The 17545-nt window shown below is 55.0% G+C and carries 15 protein-coding genes; all 15 read left to right on the forward strand.

Annotated features, from left to right (window positions below; all coding sequences use genetic code 11):
- The first annotated feature begins 18 nt into the window (after nt 1–18).
- The 15 genes from ilvI to ACJ9Y9_RS04115 all read left to right on the forward strand — a co-directional run bounded on the left by ilvI (nt 19) and on the right by ACJ9Y9_RS04115 (nt 17544).
- Nucleotides 19–1743 (forward strand): acetolactate synthase 3 large subunit, encoded by a 1725-nt coding sequence (gene ilvI / locus ACJ9Y9_RS04045; RefSeq protein WP_028016674.1) that lies wholly within the window; start codon nt 19–21, stop codon nt 1741–1743.
- A 1-nt stretch (nt 1744) separates the two neighbouring features.
- Entirely contained in the window at nt 1745–2236 is a 492-nt protein-coding gene (ilvN, locus tag ACJ9Y9_RS04050; protein WP_028016675.1) for an acetolactate synthase small subunit, read from the forward strand.
- Between the two features lie 179 nt (nt 2237–2415).
- A complete protein-coding gene (gene cra / locus ACJ9Y9_RS04055) occupies nt 2416–3423 on the forward strand; it encodes a catabolite repressor/activator (RefSeq protein WP_028016676.1) in 1008 nt (335 codons plus the stop codon).
- 599 nt (nt 3424–4022) lie between these two features.
- Nucleotides 4023–4481: a division/cell wall cluster transcriptional repressor MraZ gene (gene mraZ, locus ACJ9Y9_RS04060; RefSeq protein WP_021240528.1), complete on the forward strand. Its 459-nt coding sequence runs from the start codon at nt 4023–4025 to the stop codon at nt 4479–4481.
- Nucleotides 4482–4483: 2 nt separating this feature from the next.
- Nucleotides 4484–5425: a 16S rRNA (cytosine(1402)-N(4))-methyltransferase RsmH gene (gene rsmH / locus ACJ9Y9_RS04065; protein ID WP_028016677.1), complete on the forward strand. Its 942-nt coding sequence runs from the start codon at nt 4484–4486 to the stop codon at nt 5423–5425.
- Nucleotides 5422–5787, forward strand: coding sequence for a cell division protein FtsL (gene ftsL, locus ACJ9Y9_RS04070; protein WP_014830643.1), 366 nt, complete (start codon nt 5422–5424; stop codon nt 5785–5787). Before rsmH ends, ftsL begins: the two co-directional genes overlap by 4 nt.
- A 15-nt stretch (nt 5788–5802) precedes the next feature.
- Entirely contained in the window at nt 5803–7569 is a 1767-nt protein-coding gene (locus ACJ9Y9_RS04075) for a peptidoglycan glycosyltransferase FtsI (RefSeq protein ID WP_028016678.1), read from the forward strand.
- Nucleotides 7556–9043 (forward strand): UDP-N-acetylmuramoyl-L-alanyl-D-glutamate--2,6-diaminopimelate ligase, encoded by a 1488-nt coding sequence (gene murE, locus ACJ9Y9_RS04080; protein ID WP_028016679.1) that lies wholly within the window; start codon nt 7556–7558, stop codon nt 9041–9043. Before ACJ9Y9_RS04075 ends, murE begins: the two co-directional genes overlap by 14 nt.
- Nucleotides 9040–10398 carry a UDP-N-acetylmuramoyl-tripeptide--D-alanyl-D-alanine ligase gene (murF, locus tag ACJ9Y9_RS04085; protein WP_407226068.1) on the forward strand — a complete coding sequence of 453 codons (1359 nt, stop codon included), beginning with the start codon at nt 9040–9042 and terminating at the stop codon, nt 10396–10398. The genes murE and murF overlap by 4 nt, the downstream gene beginning before the upstream one ends.
- The gene (gene mraY, locus ACJ9Y9_RS04090) at nt 10392–11474 is read left to right on the forward strand and encodes a phospho-N-acetylmuramoyl-pentapeptide-transferase (protein ID WP_028016681.1); all 1083 of its coding nucleotides are present in this window, start codon (nt 10392–10394) and stop codon (nt 11472–11474) included. The genes murF and mraY overlap by 7 nt, the downstream gene beginning before the upstream one ends.
- A 2-nt stretch (nt 11475–11476) precedes the next feature.
- Entirely contained in the window at nt 11477–12793 is a 1317-nt protein-coding gene (murD, locus tag ACJ9Y9_RS04095; protein ID WP_028016682.1) for a UDP-N-acetylmuramoyl-L-alanine--D-glutamate ligase, read from the forward strand.
- On the forward strand, nt 12793–14037 hold the full coding sequence (ftsW, locus tag ACJ9Y9_RS04100) for a cell division protein FtsW (RefSeq protein WP_028016683.1): 1245 nt from the start codon (nt 12793–12795) through the stop codon (nt 14035–14037). Before murD ends, ftsW begins: the two co-directional genes overlap by 1 nt.
- The gene (murG, locus tag ACJ9Y9_RS04105) at nt 14034–15098 is read left to right on the forward strand and encodes an undecaprenyldiphospho-muramoylpentapeptide beta-N-acetylglucosaminyltransferase (RefSeq protein ID WP_028016684.1); all 1065 of its coding nucleotides are present in this window, start codon (nt 14034–14036) and stop codon (nt 15096–15098) included. Before ftsW ends, murG begins: the two co-directional genes overlap by 4 nt.
- A gap of 57 nt (nt 15099–15155) precedes the next feature.
- Nucleotides 15156–16631 carry a UDP-N-acetylmuramate--L-alanine ligase gene (gene murC, locus ACJ9Y9_RS04110; RefSeq protein WP_028016685.1) on the forward strand — a complete coding sequence of 492 codons (1476 nt, stop codon included), beginning with the start codon at nt 15156–15158 and terminating at the stop codon, nt 16629–16631.
- Nucleotides 16624–17544 (forward strand): D-alanine--D-alanine ligase, encoded by a 921-nt coding sequence (locus tag ACJ9Y9_RS04115; RefSeq protein WP_028016686.1) that lies wholly within the window; start codon nt 16624–16626, stop codon nt 17542–17544. Before murC ends, ACJ9Y9_RS04115 begins: the two co-directional genes overlap by 8 nt.
- Nucleotide 17545 lies beyond the last annotated feature (1 nt).

Raw genomic sequence — 17545 nt, forward strand, 5'->3', positions numbered from 1 at the left:
AATGCCTGGAGGCAAAGCATGGAGATGTTGTCTGGCGCGGAAATGGTCGTGCGATCGCTTATCGATCAGGGCGTGAAGCAAGTGTTCGGCTACCCTGGCGGCGCAGTCCTTGATATTTATGATGCGCTGCATACGGTAGGTGGCATTGACCATGTTCTGGTACGCCACGAGCAGGCGGCAGTACACATGGCTGACGGCCTGGCACGTGCGACGGGTGAAGTGGGCGTGGTCTTAGTCACGTCAGGTCCTGGTGCAACTAACGCCATCACCGGTATTGCAACGGCGTATATGGACTCTATCCCGCTGGTGATCCTCTCCGGGCAGGTGGCGACCTCACTGATCGGCTACGATGCGTTTCAGGAGTGCGACATGGTGGGGATTTCGCGTCCCGTTGTGAAGCACAGCTTCCTGGTAAAGCAAACCGAAGACATTCCTGGCATCCTGAAAAAGGCCTTCTGGCTAGCGGCAAGCGGGCGTCCGGGACCGGTGGTGGTCGATCTGCCTAAAGATATTCTGAACCCTGCAAACAAGCTGCCTTATGTCTGGCCAGAATCGGTCAGCATGCGCTCTTATAACCCAACAACGCAGGGGCATAAAGGTCAGATCAAGCGAGCGTTGCAAACGCTTCTGGCGGCCAAAAAACCGGTGGTTTATGTCGGCGGAGGGGCGATCAATTCTGCCTGCGAAGTACAGCTTCGTGAACTGATTGAAAAGCTTAACCTTCCTGTTGCGTCGTCGCTGATGGGGCTCGGGGCATTCCCGGCCACCCACCCTCAGGCGCTGGGAATGCTGGGTATGCACGGTACCTATGAAGCCAACATGACTATGCATCATTCTGACGTGATCTTTGCGGTCGGGGTGCGCTTTGACGATCGTACTACCAACAATCTGGCGAAGTATTGTCCGAACGCTACCGTGCTGCATATTGATATCGATCCGACGTCAATTTCAAAAACGGTGTCGGCGGATGTGCCGATCGTCGGTGATGCTCGTCAGGTTCTGGAGCAAATGCTGGATCTGCTGGCCCAGGAGAACGCTACCCAGCCGCTGGATGAGATCCGTGACTGGTGGCAGCAGATTGATCGGTGGCGTGCGCGCCAGTGTCTGAAATATGACACGCAAAGCGAAAACATTAAGCCGCAGGCGGTTATCGAAGCGGTGTGGCGACTGACGAAAGGTGAGGCTTACGTGACCTCAGACGTGGGGCAGCACCAGATGTTTGCCGCCCTGTATTACCCGTTTGATAAACCGCGACACTGGATCAACTCGGGCGGCTTAGGAACGATGGGCTTTGGTCTACCTGCGGCGCTGGGCGTGAAGCTGGCACTGCCGAATGAAACCGTCGTCTGCGTAACCGGGGACGGCAGTATCCAGATGAACATTCAGGAGTTGTCTACCGCGCTGCAGTATGAACTGCCGGTTCTCGTGCTGAACCTGAATAACGGCTACCTGGGTATGGTGAAGCAGTGGCAGGATATGATCTACTCTGGTCGCCACTCTCAGTCGTACATGAAGTCACTGCCGGATTTTGTTCGTCTTGCTGAAGCTTACGGTCACGTTGGCATGCGGGTGACAGATCCAGCTGAGCTGGAAACGAAGCTCGCTGAAGCGCTTGAACACGTTAAAAACAACCGCCTCGTCTTTATGGATGTGATTGTTGATGGGACCGAGCACGTTTATCCAATGCATATTCGCGGTGGTGGTATGGATGAAATGTGGTTAAGCAAAACGGAGAGAACCTGATATGCGCCGGATATTATCTGTGTTACTGGAAAACGAGTCTGGCGCACTGTCGCGCGTCATTGGGCTATTTGCGCAGCGCGGCTATAACATTGAAAGCCTGACCGTTGCACCGACGGACGATCCGACGCTGTCGCGGATGACCATTCAAACCGTCGGCGATGCCAAAGTGCTTGAGCAAATTGAGAAGCAACTGCATAAGCTGGTTGATGTACTGCGAGTGAGCGAGCTGGGGCAGGGGGCCTATGTTGAGCGTGAGGTCATGCTGGTGAAAATCCAGGCCACCGGCTACGGACGTGAGGAGGTCAAACGCAGTGCGGATATCTTCCGTGGGCAGATTATAGACGTCACGCCTTCCCTCTATACGGTTCAACTGGTCGGTACAAGTGACAAGCTGGATGCTTTCCTGGCGTCCGTGCGGGATGTAGCAAAAATTGTTGAGGTCGCGAGATCGGGCGTTGTTGGCCTGTCACGCGGCGAGAAAATCATGCGTTAGTTGTCAAAAAGGTTCGCCTCTTTCTGCCCGGTCACCAAAGCCGGGCTTTTTTTTGCGTAATCAGCCGACAACGCAGATAAAAGCGGTTGCCGCGAAGGCTTTTCTGCGTTTAGATGTTAAAAGATTTAACCATAACCTTGACAGGGCCATGGACTCTTTTCTTTTTTTAAGGGGCAATTGTGAAACTGGATGAAATCGCCCGGCTAGCCGGCGTGTCACGAACAACGGCCAGCTATGTGATTAACGGTAAAGCAAAGCAGTACCGTGTCAGCGATAAGACCGTTGAAAAAGTTATGGCGGTGGTTCGTGAACATAACTACCATCCGAATGCTGTCGCAGCCGGTTTGCGTGCCGGGCGCACCCGCTCTATTGGTCTGGTGATCCCGGATCTGGAAAACACCAGCTACACCCGTATCGCTAACTATCTTGAACGTCAGGCTCGCCAGCGTGGCTATCAATTGCTGATTGCCTGCTCGGAAGACCAGCCCGACAACGAGATGCGCTGCATTGAGCACCTGCTCCAGCGTCAGGTGGATGCCATCATCGTTTCGACCTCTTTGCCGCCAGAGCATCCGTTTTATCAGCGCTGGGCTAACGATTCGTTCCCGATTGTTGCGCTGGATCGCGCCCTGGATCGCGAACACTTCACCAGTGTTGTGGGAGCCGATCAGGATGATGCGGAAATGCTGGCTGCAGAGCTAAGAACCTTTCCGGCTGAAACCGTGCTTTATCTTGGCGCGCTGCCGGAGCTGTCTGTGAGCTTCCTCCGTGAACAGGGATTCAGGACCGCCTGGAAAGACGATCCGCGTGAGGTTCACTATCTCTATGCTAACAGCTATGAACGTGAAGCAGCCGCGCAGCTGTTCGAGAAATGGCTGGAGACGCACCCGATGCCTCAGGCATTGTTCACCACCTCGTTTGCTCTTCTGCAAGGTGTAATGGATGTGACCTTACGTCGGGAAGGTAAGCTGCCATCAGACCTGGCCATTGCCACTTTCGGTGATAACGAACTGCTCGATTTCCTCCAGTGCCCGGTGCTGGCGGTGGCGCAACGTCATCGTGATGTGGCTGAACGTGTACTGGAGATTGTGCTGGCGAGCCTGGATGAGCCGCGGAAACCGAAGCCGGGCCTGACTCGTATCAAACGTAATCTCTACCATCGCGGAATTTTAAGCCGCAACAAATGAAATGACTGGGGCGGCGAAATCTGCCCCATTTTGTTGTAATAATTCGCAGAGATAATTCCCTGACAGAAATTAGGATAATTCCTTAGGAATCATAATCGGCTATTTCTCTTAATTCATTTTGACTTTTAAAATGAGCGTCAAAGAACTTTTAAGCGGGTTTAAGCACCTATTTTTGTATTGTTTTGTTACAAAGCCTATTCGGTCGATGAATATTCAGACGTTTTTCCTTCTCCTGTGTCCGCTTGCATGCCAGCCGCCGTGCTTATCGAGCGCGGTGATGAATCTGGCGCTGTTATCCCCTGAGAATCTGTCATAAAATGCTGCCCGCGTCGCAAACTGACACTTTATATTTATCTGCGATGATATTGAGTGAGTCTTAACGCTCGTGTGCATATTCGGTTTTTTTCTTACAAATATTCATAACGTTAATTTTGCCTCGCCAGTTGTGCAGTTATTAACCAGGACTGTTTAACTCTGTAAATAGAGGGCATTTGAGTCCTTACAGGGAGAGTCCTGGCTTGACAAGCTTTTCCCTCGCTCCGTAAACTCCTTTAGGTGGGAATTTGTGGGTTAAAGTGGTGAGGAGGGGTGAGACTGGCATGTTCCGTGGAGCTACGTTAGTCAATCTCGACAGCAAAGGGCGTTTATCGGTACCAACCCGATACCGCGACCAGCTGATTGAGAACGCTGCGGGTCAAATGGTTTGCACCATTGACATTAACTCCCCCTGCCTGCTGCTTTACCCCTTGCCTGAATGGGAAATTATTGAGCAAAAGCTGTCGCGACTGTCGAGCATGAACCCGCAGGAACGCCGCGTGCAGCGGTTGTTATTGGGACATGCGAGTGAGTGTCAGATGGATAACGCAGGGCGATTACTGATTGCACCTGTGTTGCGGCAACATGCCGGTCTGACCAAAGAAGTGATGCTGGTCGGGCAGTTCAACAAGTTTGAACTGTGGGACGAAACGACCTGGTATCAACAGGTCAAGGAAGATATCGACGCTGAGCAGTCTGATTCTGCAACATTATCGGAACGGCTGCAGGACTTGTCTCTATAAATATGATGGAAAATTATAAACATACAACGGTGTTACTGGACGAGGCCGTTAACGGCCTGAATATTCGTCCGGATGGCATCTACATTGATGGCACTTTTGGTCGCGGTGGCCATTCGCGTTTGATCCTCTCCCAACTTGGAGCGGAAGGACGTCTGCTGGCAATCGATCGCGATCCGCAGGCGATTGCCGTGGCGCAAACCATCGATGACCCACGCTTTTCCATCGTGCATGGACCTTTCTCTGCGCTCGCGGAATATGTTGCTGAGCGCGGCCTGACGGGCAAGATCGACGGGATTCTTCTCGATCTTGGCGTCTCTTCACCACAGCTTGATGACGCTGAACGTGGCTTTTCCTTTATGCGTGATGGTCCGCTGGACATGCGTATGGACCCGACTCGTGGCCAATCTGCCGCTGAGTGGTTACAGACTGCTGACGAAGCCGATATTGCATGGGTAATCAAAACCTTCGGCGAGGAGCGTTTTGGCAAACGTATTGCGCGCGCCATTGTTGAACGCAACCGCATTGAGCCAATGACCCGCACTAAAGAGCTGGCCGAGGTGATCGCGGCGGCGACACCGGTGAAGGATAAACACAAACATCCCGCGACCCGTACCTTCCAGGCGGTTCGCATCTGGGTAAACAGTGAACTGGAGGAAATAGAGCTGGCGCTAAAAAGCTCGCTCGACGTGCTGGCCCCGGGTGGGCGGTTATCCATCATCAGCTTCCATTCGCTGGAAGACCGTATTGTGAAACGCTTTATGCGTGAACAAAGCCGCGGTCCACAAGTCCCAGCGGGGCTGCCGATGACGGAAGAACAACTCAGGAAGCTGGGTGGCCGTCAGTTGCGAGCATTAGGCAAGTTGATGCCGGGCGAAGAAGAGGTGGCAGAGAATCCACGTGCCCGTAGTTCAGTGCTGCGTGTTGCAGAGAGGACGAACGCATGATCAGCAGAGTGACAGAGACCCTAAGCAAAGTTAAGGATTCGTTAGGAAGCAACGAGCGCCATGCCTTGCCTGGCGTGATCGGCGACGATCTTTTGCGGTTTGGGAAGCTGCCACTCTGCTTGTTCATTTGCATCATTGTGACGGCAGTAACGGTGGTCACCACAGCCCACCACACTCGTTTATTAACTGCGCAGCGCGAGCAGATGGTACTGGAACGCGATGCGCTGGATATTGAATGGCGAAATCTGATCCTTGAAGAAAACGCGCTCGGCGATCACAGCCGGGTTGAACGGATCGCAACGGAAAAGCTGCAACTGCAGCATGTTGATCCTTCCCAGGAAAATATCGTAGTACAAAAATAAGGGAAAACGCGACGCATGAAAGCAGCGGCAAAAACGCTAAAACCAAAACGTCAGGAAGAACAGGCCAACTTTGTCAGTTGGCGTTTTGCGTTGCTTTGCGGCTGCATTTTACTGGCACTGGGTTTCCTGCTGGGACGCGTGGCATGGTTACAAATCGTCGCGCCTGACATGCTGGTACGTCAGGGCGATATGCGCTCTCTGCGTGTCCAGGAGGTCTCGACGTCCCGCGGGATGATCACTGACCGCTCAGGCCGTCCGTTGGCGGTGAGTGTGCCGGTCAAAGCGATCTGGGCTGACCCGAAAGAGCTGCACGATGCCGGGGGGATCACCCTCGATAACCGCTGGAAAGCGCTCTCCGATGCTCTGAAAATGCCGCTGGACCAGCTTGCCTCCCGCGTCAACGCTAACCCGAAAGGGCGTTTTATCTATCTGGCGCGTCAGGTGAACCCTGACATGGCTGACTACATTCGCAAACTGAAACTGCCGGGCATTCATCTTCGTGAGGAATCCCGCCGTTATTACCCTTCCGGCGAAGTAACTGCTCACCTCATTGGCTTCACTAACGTCGATAGCCAGGGGATTGAGGGCGTTGAAAAAAGTTTCGATAAGTGGCTCACCGGCCAGCCGGGCGAGCGAATTGTGCGTAAAGACCGCTATGGTCGCGTGATCGAAGATATCTCGTCCACGGACAGCCAGGCGGCACACAACCTGGCGCTGAGTATTGATGAGCGCTTGCAGGCGCTGGTCTACCGCGAGCTGAACAATGCTGTGGCTTTCAACAAAGCGGAGTCAGGTAGCGCCGTGCTGGTGGATGTCAGCACGGGCGAAGTGCTGGCGATGGCCAACAGTCCATCCTACAACCCGAACAACTTTACCGGCACCGCTAAAGACGCGATGCGTAACCGGGCGATCACCGACGTGTTCGAGCCGGGCTCGACGGTGAAACCGATGGTGGTGATGACGGCGCTGCAGCGCGGCATCGTCAATGAAAACACGGTTCTGAACACGATCCCTTACCGTATTAACGGCCACGAGATTAAAGACGTGGCACGCTACAGCGAATTAACCCTGACCGGGGTGTTACAGAAGTCGAGTAACGTCGGTGTTTCAAAGCTGGCGTTAGCGATGCCGTCCTCAGCGTTAGTAGAGACTTACTCACGTTTTGGACTGGGAAAGGCGACCAATTTGGGGTTGGTCGGAGAACGCAGTGGCTTATATCCTCAAAAACAACGGTGGTCTGACATAGAGAGGGCCACCTTCTCTTTCGGCTACGGGCTAATGGTAACCCCGTTACAGTTAGCGCGAGTCTACGCAACGATTGGCAGCTACGGCGTTTATCGTCCGCTGTCGATTACCAAAGTTGATCCACCGGTTCCTGGAGAGAGAATCTTCCCGGAATCTATCGTTCGTACCGTTGTGCATATGATGGAAAGCGTGGCACTGCCTGGTGGCGGTGGCGTAAAAGCGGCGATCAAAGGCTATCGTATCGCCATAAAAACCGGTACGGCGAAAAAAGTGGGGCCAGACGGCCGCTATATCAACAAATACATTGCCTACACCGCAGGCGTTGCGCCTGCAAGCAATCCGCGTTTTGCGCTGGTGGTCGTCATTAACGATCCACAGGCGGGTAAATACTACGGCGGCGCCGTCTCCGCGCCTGTGTTCGGGGCTATTATGGGCGGCGTATTGCGCACCATGAATATCGAACCGGATGCGCTGGCGACGGGCGAAAAAAGTGAATTTGTAATTAATCAAGGCGAGGGTACAGGTGGCAGATCGTAATTTGCGCGACCTTCTCGCTCCGTGGGTGCCAAATGCACCGGAGCGAGCACTGCGAGAAATGGTACTGGACAGCCGCGTGGCTGCATCTGGCGATCTTTTTGTGGCGGTGGTCGGTCATCAGGCGGACGGGCGTCGTTATATCCCGCAGGCGATTGCGCAAGGTGTTGCTGCCATTATTGCTGAGGCCAAAGATGAGGCAACCGACGGTGAGATCCGTGAGATGCACGGGGTGCCGGTTATCTATCTCAGCCAGTTAAATGAGCGTCTTTCCGCGCTGGCGGGGCGTTTCTACCACGAACCTTCCGACCAATTACGTCTGGTTGGCGTGACGGGAACAAACGGAAAAACCACCACCACACAACTCATGGCGCAATGGGCGCAACTGTTGGGTGAAACCGGTGCGGTGATGGGGACCGTAGGCAATGGCCTGATGGGCAAAGTGAGCCCGACGGAAAATACCACCGGATCAGCGGTTGATGTACAGCATGTCCTTGCTGGTCTGGCAGAGCAGGGGGCAACCTTTGCTGCAATGGAAGTTTCTTCGCATGGACTGGTACAGCACCGTGTGGCGGCGTTGAAATTTGCAGCCTCTGTGTTCACTAACCTGAGCCGCGATCACCTCGATTATCATGGTGATATGGAGCATTACGAAGCCGCAAAATGGCTGCTCTACTCCACGCATCATTGTGGTCAAGCCATCATCAACGCCGACGACGAAGTAGGTCGTCGCTGGCTGGCGAAGCTGCCGGATGCGGTTGCGGTGTCAATGGAAGATCATATTAACCCCAACTGCCATGGTCGCTGGTTGAAGGCCGTTAAGGTGAACTACCACGATAGCGGTGCCACCATCCGCTTTACCTCTTCCTGGGGTGAAGGGGAAATTGAAAGCCGCCTGATGGGGGCGTTTAACGTCAGCAACCTGCTGCTGGCCCTGGCAACATTACTGGCGCTGGGCTATCCGATGGCTGAACTGCTGAAAACTGCCGAACGTCTGCAGCCGGTTTGTGGCCGCATGGAAGTGTTTAGCGCGCCAGGTAAACCGACCGTGGTCGTTGATTATGCCCACACGCCGGATGCGCTGGAAAAAGCGCTGGAAGCGGCGCGCCTGCACTGTGCCGGTAAACTCTGGTGCGTGTTTGGCTGCGGCGGCGATCGCGACAAAGGCAAACGTCCGTTGATGGGTGCCATTGCTGAGCAATTCGCGGATATTCCTGTCGTAACTGATGACAACCCGCGTACCGAAGAGCCGCGCGCCATTATCAACGATATTCTGGCAGGTATGCTGGACGCAGGTCGTGCGCGTGTTGTTGAAGGCCGTGCAGAAGCGGTAACGAACACCATCATGCAGGCGCAGGAAAATGACGTGGTGCTGCTGGCCGGTAAAGGCCATGAAGATTATCAGATTGTCGGCAATCGTCGTCTGGACTACTCGGACCGCGTAACGGCAGCACGTCTGCTGGGAGTGGTGGCATGATTAGCATCACGTTAAGTCAGGCTGCTGCGGTACTGTACGGCGAATTGCTGGGTCAGGATCTGACCATTGACGCCGTGACGACCGACACCCGCAAAGTCACTGCAGGTTGTCTGTTTGTGGCGCTAAAAGGTGAGCGTTTTGACGCGCATGATTTTGCACAGCAGGCCAAAGAAAATGGCGCTGGTGCGCTGCTGGTTAGCCGTAAACTGGCTGTCGATCTGCCGCAGATTGTGGTGAAGGATACGCGTCTCGCTTTTGGCGAGCTGGCGGCATGGGTTCGTCAGCAAGTCCCCACTCGCGTCGTGGCCCTGACCGGGTCCTCTGGCAAAACGTCCGTGAAAGAAATGACCGCAGCCATTCTAAGTCAGTGCGGAAATACGCTTTATACCGCAGGCAACCTCAATAATGACGTCGGCGTGCCGATGACATTACTTCGCCTGACCAAAGAGCACGAATTTGCTGTTATCGAGCTGGGGGCAAACCACCAGGGTGAAATTGCCTGGACCGTGAGTTTGACTCGCCCGGAAGCGGCGCTGGTGAATAACCTGGCGGCTGCGCATCTGGAAGGCTTTGGCTCGCTGGAAGGTGTGGCGAAAGCGAAAGGTGAGATTTATACCGGACTGCCTGTTGACGGCATTGCCATTATGAATGCCGACAACAATGACTGGCTGAACTGGCAGAGCATTATTGGCTCGCGTAAAACCTGGCGCTTCTCGCCGAATGCGGCCAACAGTGATTTTACCGCAACCAATATTCATGTGACGTCGCATGGCACGGAATTCACGCTCACTACCCCAACCGGGGGCATCGATGTTCTGCTGCCACTGCCGGGTCGCCATAATATCGCCAATGCACTTGCGGCGGCGGCATTGTCGACAGCGGTAGGTGCTTCGCATGAAGCGATTAAAACCGGGCTGGCACATTTAAAAGCCGTACCGGGACGCTTGTTCCCTATCCAGTTTGCTGACAACAAACTGTTGCTGGATGACTCCTACAACGCGAACGTCGGTTCGATGACGGCGGCGGTGCAGGTGCTGTCTGAGATGCCGGGTTACCGCATCATGGTAGTGGGTGATATGGCTGAGCTGGGCGACGAAAGCGAAGCCTGCCACACCCAGGTCGGTGACGCGGCGAAAGCGGCGGGACTGGACTGCGTATTGAGCGCAGGAAAACTGAGCCAGGCGATTAGCCAGGCCAGCGGCGTTGGTGAGCATTTTGCCGATAAAGCTGCGTTGATTAAACGCCTCAACGCGTTGATTGCAGAAAAACAAATTGTGACAGTACTTGTGAAAGGTTCACGTAGTGCCGCCATGGAAGAGGTTGTGCACGCATTACAGGAGAACGGGACATGTTAGTTTGGCTGGCCGAGCATTTGGTCAAATATTACTCAGGCTTTAACGTCTTTTCCTATCTGACGTTTCGCGCCATTGTCAGCCTGCTGACTGCGCTGTTCATCTCATTGTGGATGGGCCCGCGCATGATTGCCCGTCTGCAAAAACTCTCTTTTGGCCAGGTCGTGCGTAACGATGGTCCGGAGTCGCACTTCAGCAAACGTGGTACCCCTACCATGGGTGGGATCATGATCCTGACTGCCATTGTGGTATCAGTATTGCTGTGGGCGTACCCGTCAAACCCGTACGTCTGGTGTGTGCTGACCGTCCTGATTGGCTACGGCATTATCGGCTTTGTTGATGACTACCGCAAAGTGGTGCGTAAAGACACTAAGGGCCTGATCGCCCGCTGGAAGTACTTCTGGATGTCGGTGATTGCGCTGGGCGTGGCCTTCGCGCTGTACCTGGCTGGAAAAGACACACCGGCCACCGAGCTGGTCGTGCCGTTCTTTAAAGACGTGATGCCGCAACTTGGGTTGTTCTACATCCTGCTGGCGTATTTCGTCATTGTTGGTACCGGTAACGCCGTCAACCTGACCGATGGACTGGATGGTCTGGCGATTATGCCAACCGTCTTCGTGGCCGCGGGTTTTGCCCTGGTAGCGTGGGCAACCGGTAACATGAACTTTGCCAACTATTTGCACATTCCTTATCTGCGACACGCGGGTGAGCTGGTGATCGTCTGTACGGCGATCGTCGGTGCGGGACTGGGCTTCCTGTGGTTCAACACCTACCCGGCGCAGGTCTTTATGGGGGATGTCGGTTCCCTGGCTTTGGGCGGTGCGCTCGGCATCATTGCCGTTCTGCTGCGTCAGGAGTTCCTGCTGGTGATCATGGGGGGGGTGTTTGTGGTTGAAACCCTGTCGGTGATTTTGCAGGTCGGTTCCTTCAAGCTGCGCGGTCAGCGCATCTTCCGTATGGCACCGATCCACCACCACTATGAACTGAAAGGCTGGCCAGAACCGCGTGTCATTGTGCGCTTCTGGATTATTTCGCTGATGCTGGTGCTGATTGGCCTGGCAACGCTGAAGGTACGTTAATCATGGCAGATTACCAGGGCAAAAAAGTCGTTATCATCGGGTTGGGCCTTACTGGCCTTTCCTGCGTGGACTTTTTCCTCGCGCGCGGCGTGACGCCACGGGTGATGGATACGCGTGTCTCCCCGCCGGGTCTGGACAAGCTGCCGGAACAGGTTGAACGCCACCTTGGTGGTCTGAATGATGACTGGTTGCTGGCAGCCGATCTGATTGTCGCCAGCCCGGGTATGGCCCTGGCGCATCCGTCACTGAGCGCTGCTGCTGATGCTGGCGTTGAGATTGTCGGCGATATCGAACTGTTCTGCCGCGAAGCACAGGCACCGGTTATTGCTATTACCGGTTCTAACGGCAAAAGCACCGTAACCACGCTGGTGGGTGAGATGGCGAAAGCTGCAGGCATGAACGTAGGGGTAGGCGGTAATATCGGCCTGCCAGCGCTGATGCTGCTGGACAAAGGCTGCGAACTATATGTCCTCGAGCTTTCCAGCTTCCAGCTGGAAACGATCTCCAGCCTGCACGCTGCCGCTGCGACGATCCTTAACGTGACCGAAGATCATATGGACAGATATCCATTTGGTCTGCAGCAGTACCGTGCTGCCAAGCTGCGCGTGTATGAAAATGCCAAAGTTTGTGTGGTCAATGCGGATGACGCGCTGACCATGCCAGTGCGTGGGGCGGATGAACGCTGCATTAGCTTCGGTATTACCATGGGTGATTACCACCTGAACCGTCAGCAAGGGGAAACCTGGCTGCGGGTAAAAGGTGAGAAAGTGCTGAACGTCAAAGAGATGAAACTCTCCGGTCAGCATAACTATACCAATGCCCTGGCAGCACTGGCGCTGGCGGATGCAGTGGGTTTACCGCGCTCTTCCAGCCTGAAAGCGTTGACCACGTTTTCCGGTCTGGCGCATCGTTTCCAGCTGGCGCTGGAGCATAACGGCGTTCGCTGGATTAACGACTCCAAAGCTACCAATGTGGGCAGCACTGAGGCTGCGCTGAACGGCCTGCACGTTGACGGCACGCTGCATCTGCTGTTGGGCGGCGACGGTAAGTCAGCCGATTTCTCCTCCCTGAAGCAGTATCTTACTGGCGATAACATTCGTCTCTACTGCTTTGGTCGTGACGGCAGTGAACTGGCTGAACTGCGCCCTGAGGTCGCCGAGCAAACCGAAACCATGGAACAGGCTATGCGTCTGATTGCCCCACGTGTGAAGCCTGGCGATATGGTACTGCTCTCTCCGGCGTGCGCCAGTCTTGACCAATTCAAGAATTTCGAACAGCGTGGTGATGTCTTTACCCGCCTGGCGAAGGAGTTAGGCTGATGCGTTTATCTCTCCCTCGCCTGAGAATGCCGCGCCTGCCAGGATTTGGGATCCTGGTGTGGTTGTTTGCGGCACTGAAAGGCTGGGTGATGGGCTCTCGTCAAAAAGATAACGACAGCCTGATCATGTACGATCGCACGCTGTTCTGGCTCACGCTGGGGCTGGCAGCGGTCGGTTTTATTATGGTGACATCGGCCTCAATGCCTGTTGGACAGCGTCTGGCGAACGATCCTTTCCTGTTTGCCAAGCGTGATGGTCTGTACATCATCCTGGCATTCTGCCTGGCGTTGGTGACTTTACGTCTGCCGATGGAGTTCTGGCAGCGGCACAGTACGGCAATGCTGATTGCTTCAATCATCATGCTGCTGATCGTTCTGGTGGTGGGGAGCTCCGTAAACGGGGCATCGCGCTGGATTGCCTTTGGCCCGCTGCGTATTCAGCCTGCGGAATTTACCAAGCTCTCCCTGTTCTGCTACCTGGCTAACTACCTGGTGCGTAAGGTAGATGAAGTGCGTAACAACCTGCGCGGCTTCTTAAAACCGATGGGCGTGATTCTGGTGCTGGCGGTATTACTGCTGGCGCAGCCTGACCTCGGTACCGTTGTCGTGCTGTTCGTTACCACCCTGGCGATGCTGTTCCTGGCGGGCGCGAAGCTGTGGCAGTTCATCGCTATCATCGGGATGGGGATTTCGGCGGTTGTGCTGCTGATCCTCGCCGAGCCTTATCGTATCCGCCGTGTGACATCCTTCTGGAATCCGTGGGAAGACCCGTTCGGCAGCGGTTATCAGCTGACTCAGTCGTTGATGGCCTTTGGACGTGGTGAGGTCTGGGGGCAAGGCCTGGGCAATTCCGTTCAAAAGCTGGAGTATTTACCGGAAGCGCATACTGACTTCATCTTCTCCATTATTGCGGAAGAACTGGGTTATATCGGTGTGGTATTAGCGCTATTAATGGTATTCTTCGTCGCTTTCCGCGCCATGTCTATTGGCCGAAAAGCGCTGGAAATCGATCACCGTTTCTCAGGTTTCTTAGCCTGCTCAATTGGTATCTGGTTTAGTTTCCAGGCATTGGTTAACGTCGGGGCCGCAGCAGGTATGCTGCCGACCAAAGGCCTGACGTTGCCGTTGATCAGTTATGGTGGTTCGAGTCTGTTGATCATGTCGACAGCCATCATGTTTTTGTTACGCATAGATTATGAGACGCGTCTGGAGAAAGCCCAGGCGTTTACACGAGGTTCACGATGAATCAACCGAAGCGGTTAATGGTGATGGCAGGCGGTACCGGGGGGCATGTGTTCCCGGGGCTGGCGGTTGCGCACCATTTAATGGATCAGGGCTGGCAGGTTCGCTGGCTTGGAACCGCAGATCGCATGGAAGCCGATCTGGTGCCGAAGCACGGGATCGAGATCGACTTTATTCGTATTTCTGGCCTGCGTGGCAAAGGTATCAAGGCGCTACTCCTTGCGCCGGTGCGAATTTTTAACGCCTGGCGTCAGGCGCGCACCATCATGAAGCGCTTTAAGCCGGATGTGGTACTGGGCATGGGCGGTTATGTGTCTGGTCCTGGCGGGCTGGCTGCATGGTCATTAGGTATCCCTGTCGTATTGCATGAGCAGAACGGAATTGCCGGCCTGACTAACAAATGGCTGGCGAAAATTGCCACCAAAGTCATGCAGGCGTTTCCCGGCGCGTTCCCGAAAGCGGACGTCGTGGGTAACCCGGTTCGTGTGGATGTGCTGGCACTGCCGCTGCCGGATGCTCGCCTGACGGGCCGTGAAGGGCCGGTTCGTGTGCTGGTCGTCGGCGGTTCTCAGGGCGCGCGCATCTTAAACCAGACGATGCCGCAGGTTGCTGCAAAGCTGGGGGATGCCCTTACCATCTGGCACCAGAGCGGCAAAGGTGCTCAGCAGACCGTTGAGCAGGCTTACGCCGAGGCGGGGCAGTCGCAGCATAACGTTACAGAGTTTATTGATGACATGGCAGCAGCATACGCCTGGGCCGACGTCGTCGTTTGTCGCTCAGGCGCGCTGACGGTGAGCGAGATCGCCGCCGCCGGTTTACCCGCGCTGTTTGTGCCATTCCAGCACAAAGACAGACAGCAGTACTGGAATGCGCTGCCGCTTGAGAAAGCGGGTGCCGCAAAAATATTTGAGCAGCCACAATTTACCGCCGATGCGGTCGCCACCACCCTGGCGGGCTGGAACAGAGACGTATTACTGGAGATGGCAGAACGCGCGCGCGCGACCGCCATCCCTGATGCGACGGAACGGGTGGCAAAAGAAGTGAGCCTGGCTGCCCAGGCTTAACCCTCGCAGCGCGTGTTGCGCTGCACGAATTTTTAAGTAGTCGATGGCGTTTAGAGAATGAATACACAACAACTGGCAAAACTGCGTTCAATCGTGCCCGAGATGCGTCGCGTCCGGCACATTCACTTTGTTGGCATCGGTGGTGCTGGCATGGGCGGTATTGCCGAAGTGTTAGCTAACGAAGGTTATCAGATCAGCGGGTCTGACCTCGCGCCAAACCCTGTTACGCAGCAACTGGCGTCGCTTGGGGCGACTATCTATTTCAACCATCGCCCGGAAAACGTGCGCGATGCGAGCGTGGTGGTGGTATCGAGCGCCATCTCCTCTGACAACCCGGAAATTGTTGCCGCCCATGAAGCGCGAATTCCGGTGATCCGCCGTGCAGAAATGCTGGCGGAATTGATGCGTTTCCGCCACGGTATCGCCATTGCCGGTACCCACGGTAAAACCACGACCACGGCGATGGTCTCCAGTATTTATGCGGAAGCGGGTCTCGACCCGACGTTCGTCAATGGTGGTCTGGTCAAAGCCGCAGGCGTACATGCGCGTCTGGGACACAGTCGTTATTTGATTGCGGAAGCAGATGAGAGCGACGCGTCGTTCCTGCACCTGCAGCCGATGGTGGCGATTGTCACTAACATCGAAGCTGACCATATGGATACCTACCAGGGTGACTTCGAGAACTTAAAACAGACTTTCATCAACTTCCTGCATAACCTGCCGTTCTATGGACGCGCGGTGATGTGCGTGGACGATCCCGTGATCCGCGAGCTGCTGCCGCGTGTCGGGCGTCAAATCACCACTTATGGTTTCAGCGAAGATGCTGATGTCCGTGTGGAAGAATACAAACAGATTGGTGCGCAGGGGCATTTCACCCTCGCGCGTCAGGACAAAGAACTGCTGCACGTGACGCTGAATGCGCCAGGCCGTCATAACGCCCTGAATGCGGCAGCGGCCGTTGCTGTTGCAACGGAAGAAGGTATTGATGATGAGGCGATTCTGAGGGCGCTGGAGAGCTTCCAGGGGACTGGCCGTCGTTTCGACTTCCTCGGTGAATTCCCGCTGGACGCCGTGAATGGTAAAGCCGGTACCGCGATGCTGGTGGACGACTACGGCCACCATCCGACCGAAGTGGACGCGACTATCAAAGCCGCGCGCGCTGGCTGGCCTGACAAGAATCTGGTCATGATCTTCCAGCCGCACCGCTTCACGCGTACCCGCGATCTGTATGACGACTTCGCCAGCGTGCTTTCACAGGTCGATACCCTGTTAATGCTGGATGTTTATTCTGCAGGCGAAACCGCGATTCCAGGTGCTGACAGCCGTTCATTATGTCGCACCATTCGTGGCCGCGGGAAAGTGGACCCTATTCTGGTTTCTGACCCGGCGCAGGTGGCAGAAATTCTGGCACCGGTACTGACAGGTAACGATTTAATTCTGATTCAGGGTGCCGGAAATATCGGCAAAATCGCCCGTACCTTAGCCGAAATCAAACTGAAGCCGCAAACCCAGGAGGATGAGCATCATGGCTGATAAGATTGCTGTCCTGTCTGGTGGTACCTCCGCAGAGCGCGAGGTTTCCCTGAATTCCGGTGCGGCGGTGCTGGCGGGTCTGCGTGAAGGGGGCGTCAATGCCCATCCGGTCGATCCGAAAGAGACGGATGTGACGCAACTGAAAGCGATGGGTTTCGATAAGGTCTTTATCGCGCTGCACGGTCGTGGTGGCGAAGACGGTACCCTGCAAGGGTTGCTGGATTTAATCGGCATGCCGTACACCGGCAGCGGCGTGATGGCTTCCGCGATCTCTATGGATAAACTGCGCAGCAAATTGCTGTGGCAGGGGGCAGGCTTGCCTGTCGCGCCATGGGTTGCACTGACGCGTCGCGAATTTAAATTGGGCCTGTCGGATAGCGTTAATACACGCATTGCTGAACTGGGCTTACCGGTTATTGTTAAGCCGAGTCGGGAAGGTTCAAGTGTTGGGATGTCCAAAGTTGATAAAGCTGAAGATTTATCAGCCGCTTTAGAACTGGCATTTCAACATGATGAAGAAGTTCTGATTGAGAAATGGCTCAGCGGACCGGAATTTACCGTTGCGATGCTTGGCGAAGAAATTTTACCGTCAATTCGTATCCAACCCGCTGGAGTCTTCTATGATTATGAGGCGAAGTATCTCTCTGATGAGACGCAATATTTCTGCCCAAGTGGTCTTGAAGCAGAACGTGAAGCAGATTTACAGTCCCTGGTGCTTAAAGCCTGGAATGTTCTAGGATGCCGCGGCTGGGGACGCATTGATGTCATGCTCGACAGTGATGGCCAATTTTACCTGCTGGAAGCCAATACTTCGCCAGGCATGACCAGCCACAGCCTTGTGCCGATGGCTGCGCGTCAGGCGGGAATGAGTTTCTCGCAGTTAGTCGTACGTATTCTGGACCAGGCGGGCTGAT

The organism is Enterobacter sp. CPE_E1241 (genome assembly GCF_045618265.1).
GTDB classification, from domain to species: Bacteria; Pseudomonadota; Gammaproteobacteria; order Enterobacterales; family Enterobacteriaceae; genus Enterobacter; species Enterobacter adelaidei.

Excerpts from the sequence above, each read along its gene's own strand:
- mraY (WP_028016681.1), top strand. The coding sequence starts at position 10,392 with ATGTTAGTTTGGCTGGCCGAGCATTTGGTCAAATATTACTCAGGCTTT.
- ACJ9Y9_RS04075 (WP_028016678.1), top strand. The coding sequence starts at position 5,803 with ATGAAAGCAGCGGCAAAAACGCTAAAACCAAAACGTCAGGAAGAACAG.
- ilvN (WP_028016675.1), top strand. The coding sequence starts at position 1,745 with ATGCGCCGGATATTATCTGTGTTACTGGAAAACGAGTCTGGCGCACTG.
- mraZ (WP_021240528.1), top strand. The coding sequence starts at position 4,023 with ATGTTCCGTGGAGCTACGTTAGTCAATCTCGACAGCAAAGGGCGTTTA.
- ftsL (WP_014830643.1), top strand. The coding sequence starts at position 5,422 with ATGATCAGCAGAGTGACAGAGACCCTAAGCAAAGTTAAGGATTCGTTA.
- murG (WP_028016684.1), top strand. The coding sequence starts at position 14,034 with ATGAATCAACCGAAGCGGTTAATGGTGATGGCAGGCGGTACCGGGGGG.
- murC (WP_028016685.1), top strand. The coding sequence starts at position 15,156 with ATGAATACACAACAACTGGCAAAACTGCGTTCAATCGTGCCCGAGATG.
- murF (WP_407226068.1), top strand. The coding sequence starts at position 9,040 with ATGATTAGCATCACGTTAAGTCAGGCTGCTGCGGTACTGTACGGCGAA.
- ftsW (WP_028016683.1), top strand. The coding sequence starts at position 12,793 with ATGCGTTTATCTCTCCCTCGCCTGAGAATGCCGCGCCTGCCAGGATTT.
- ACJ9Y9_RS04115 (WP_028016686.1), top strand. The coding sequence starts at position 16,624 with ATGGCTGATAAGATTGCTGTCCTGTCTGGTGGTACCTCCGCAGAGCGC.
- rsmH (WP_028016677.1), top strand. The coding sequence starts at position 4,484 with ATGATGGAAAATTATAAACATACAACGGTGTTACTGGACGAGGCCGTT.
- murD (WP_028016682.1), top strand. The coding sequence starts at position 11,477 with ATGGCAGATTACCAGGGCAAAAAAGTCGTTATCATCGGGTTGGGCCTT.
- ilvI (WP_028016674.1), top strand. The coding sequence starts at position 19 with ATGGAGATGTTGTCTGGCGCGGAAATGGTCGTGCGATCGCTTATCGAT.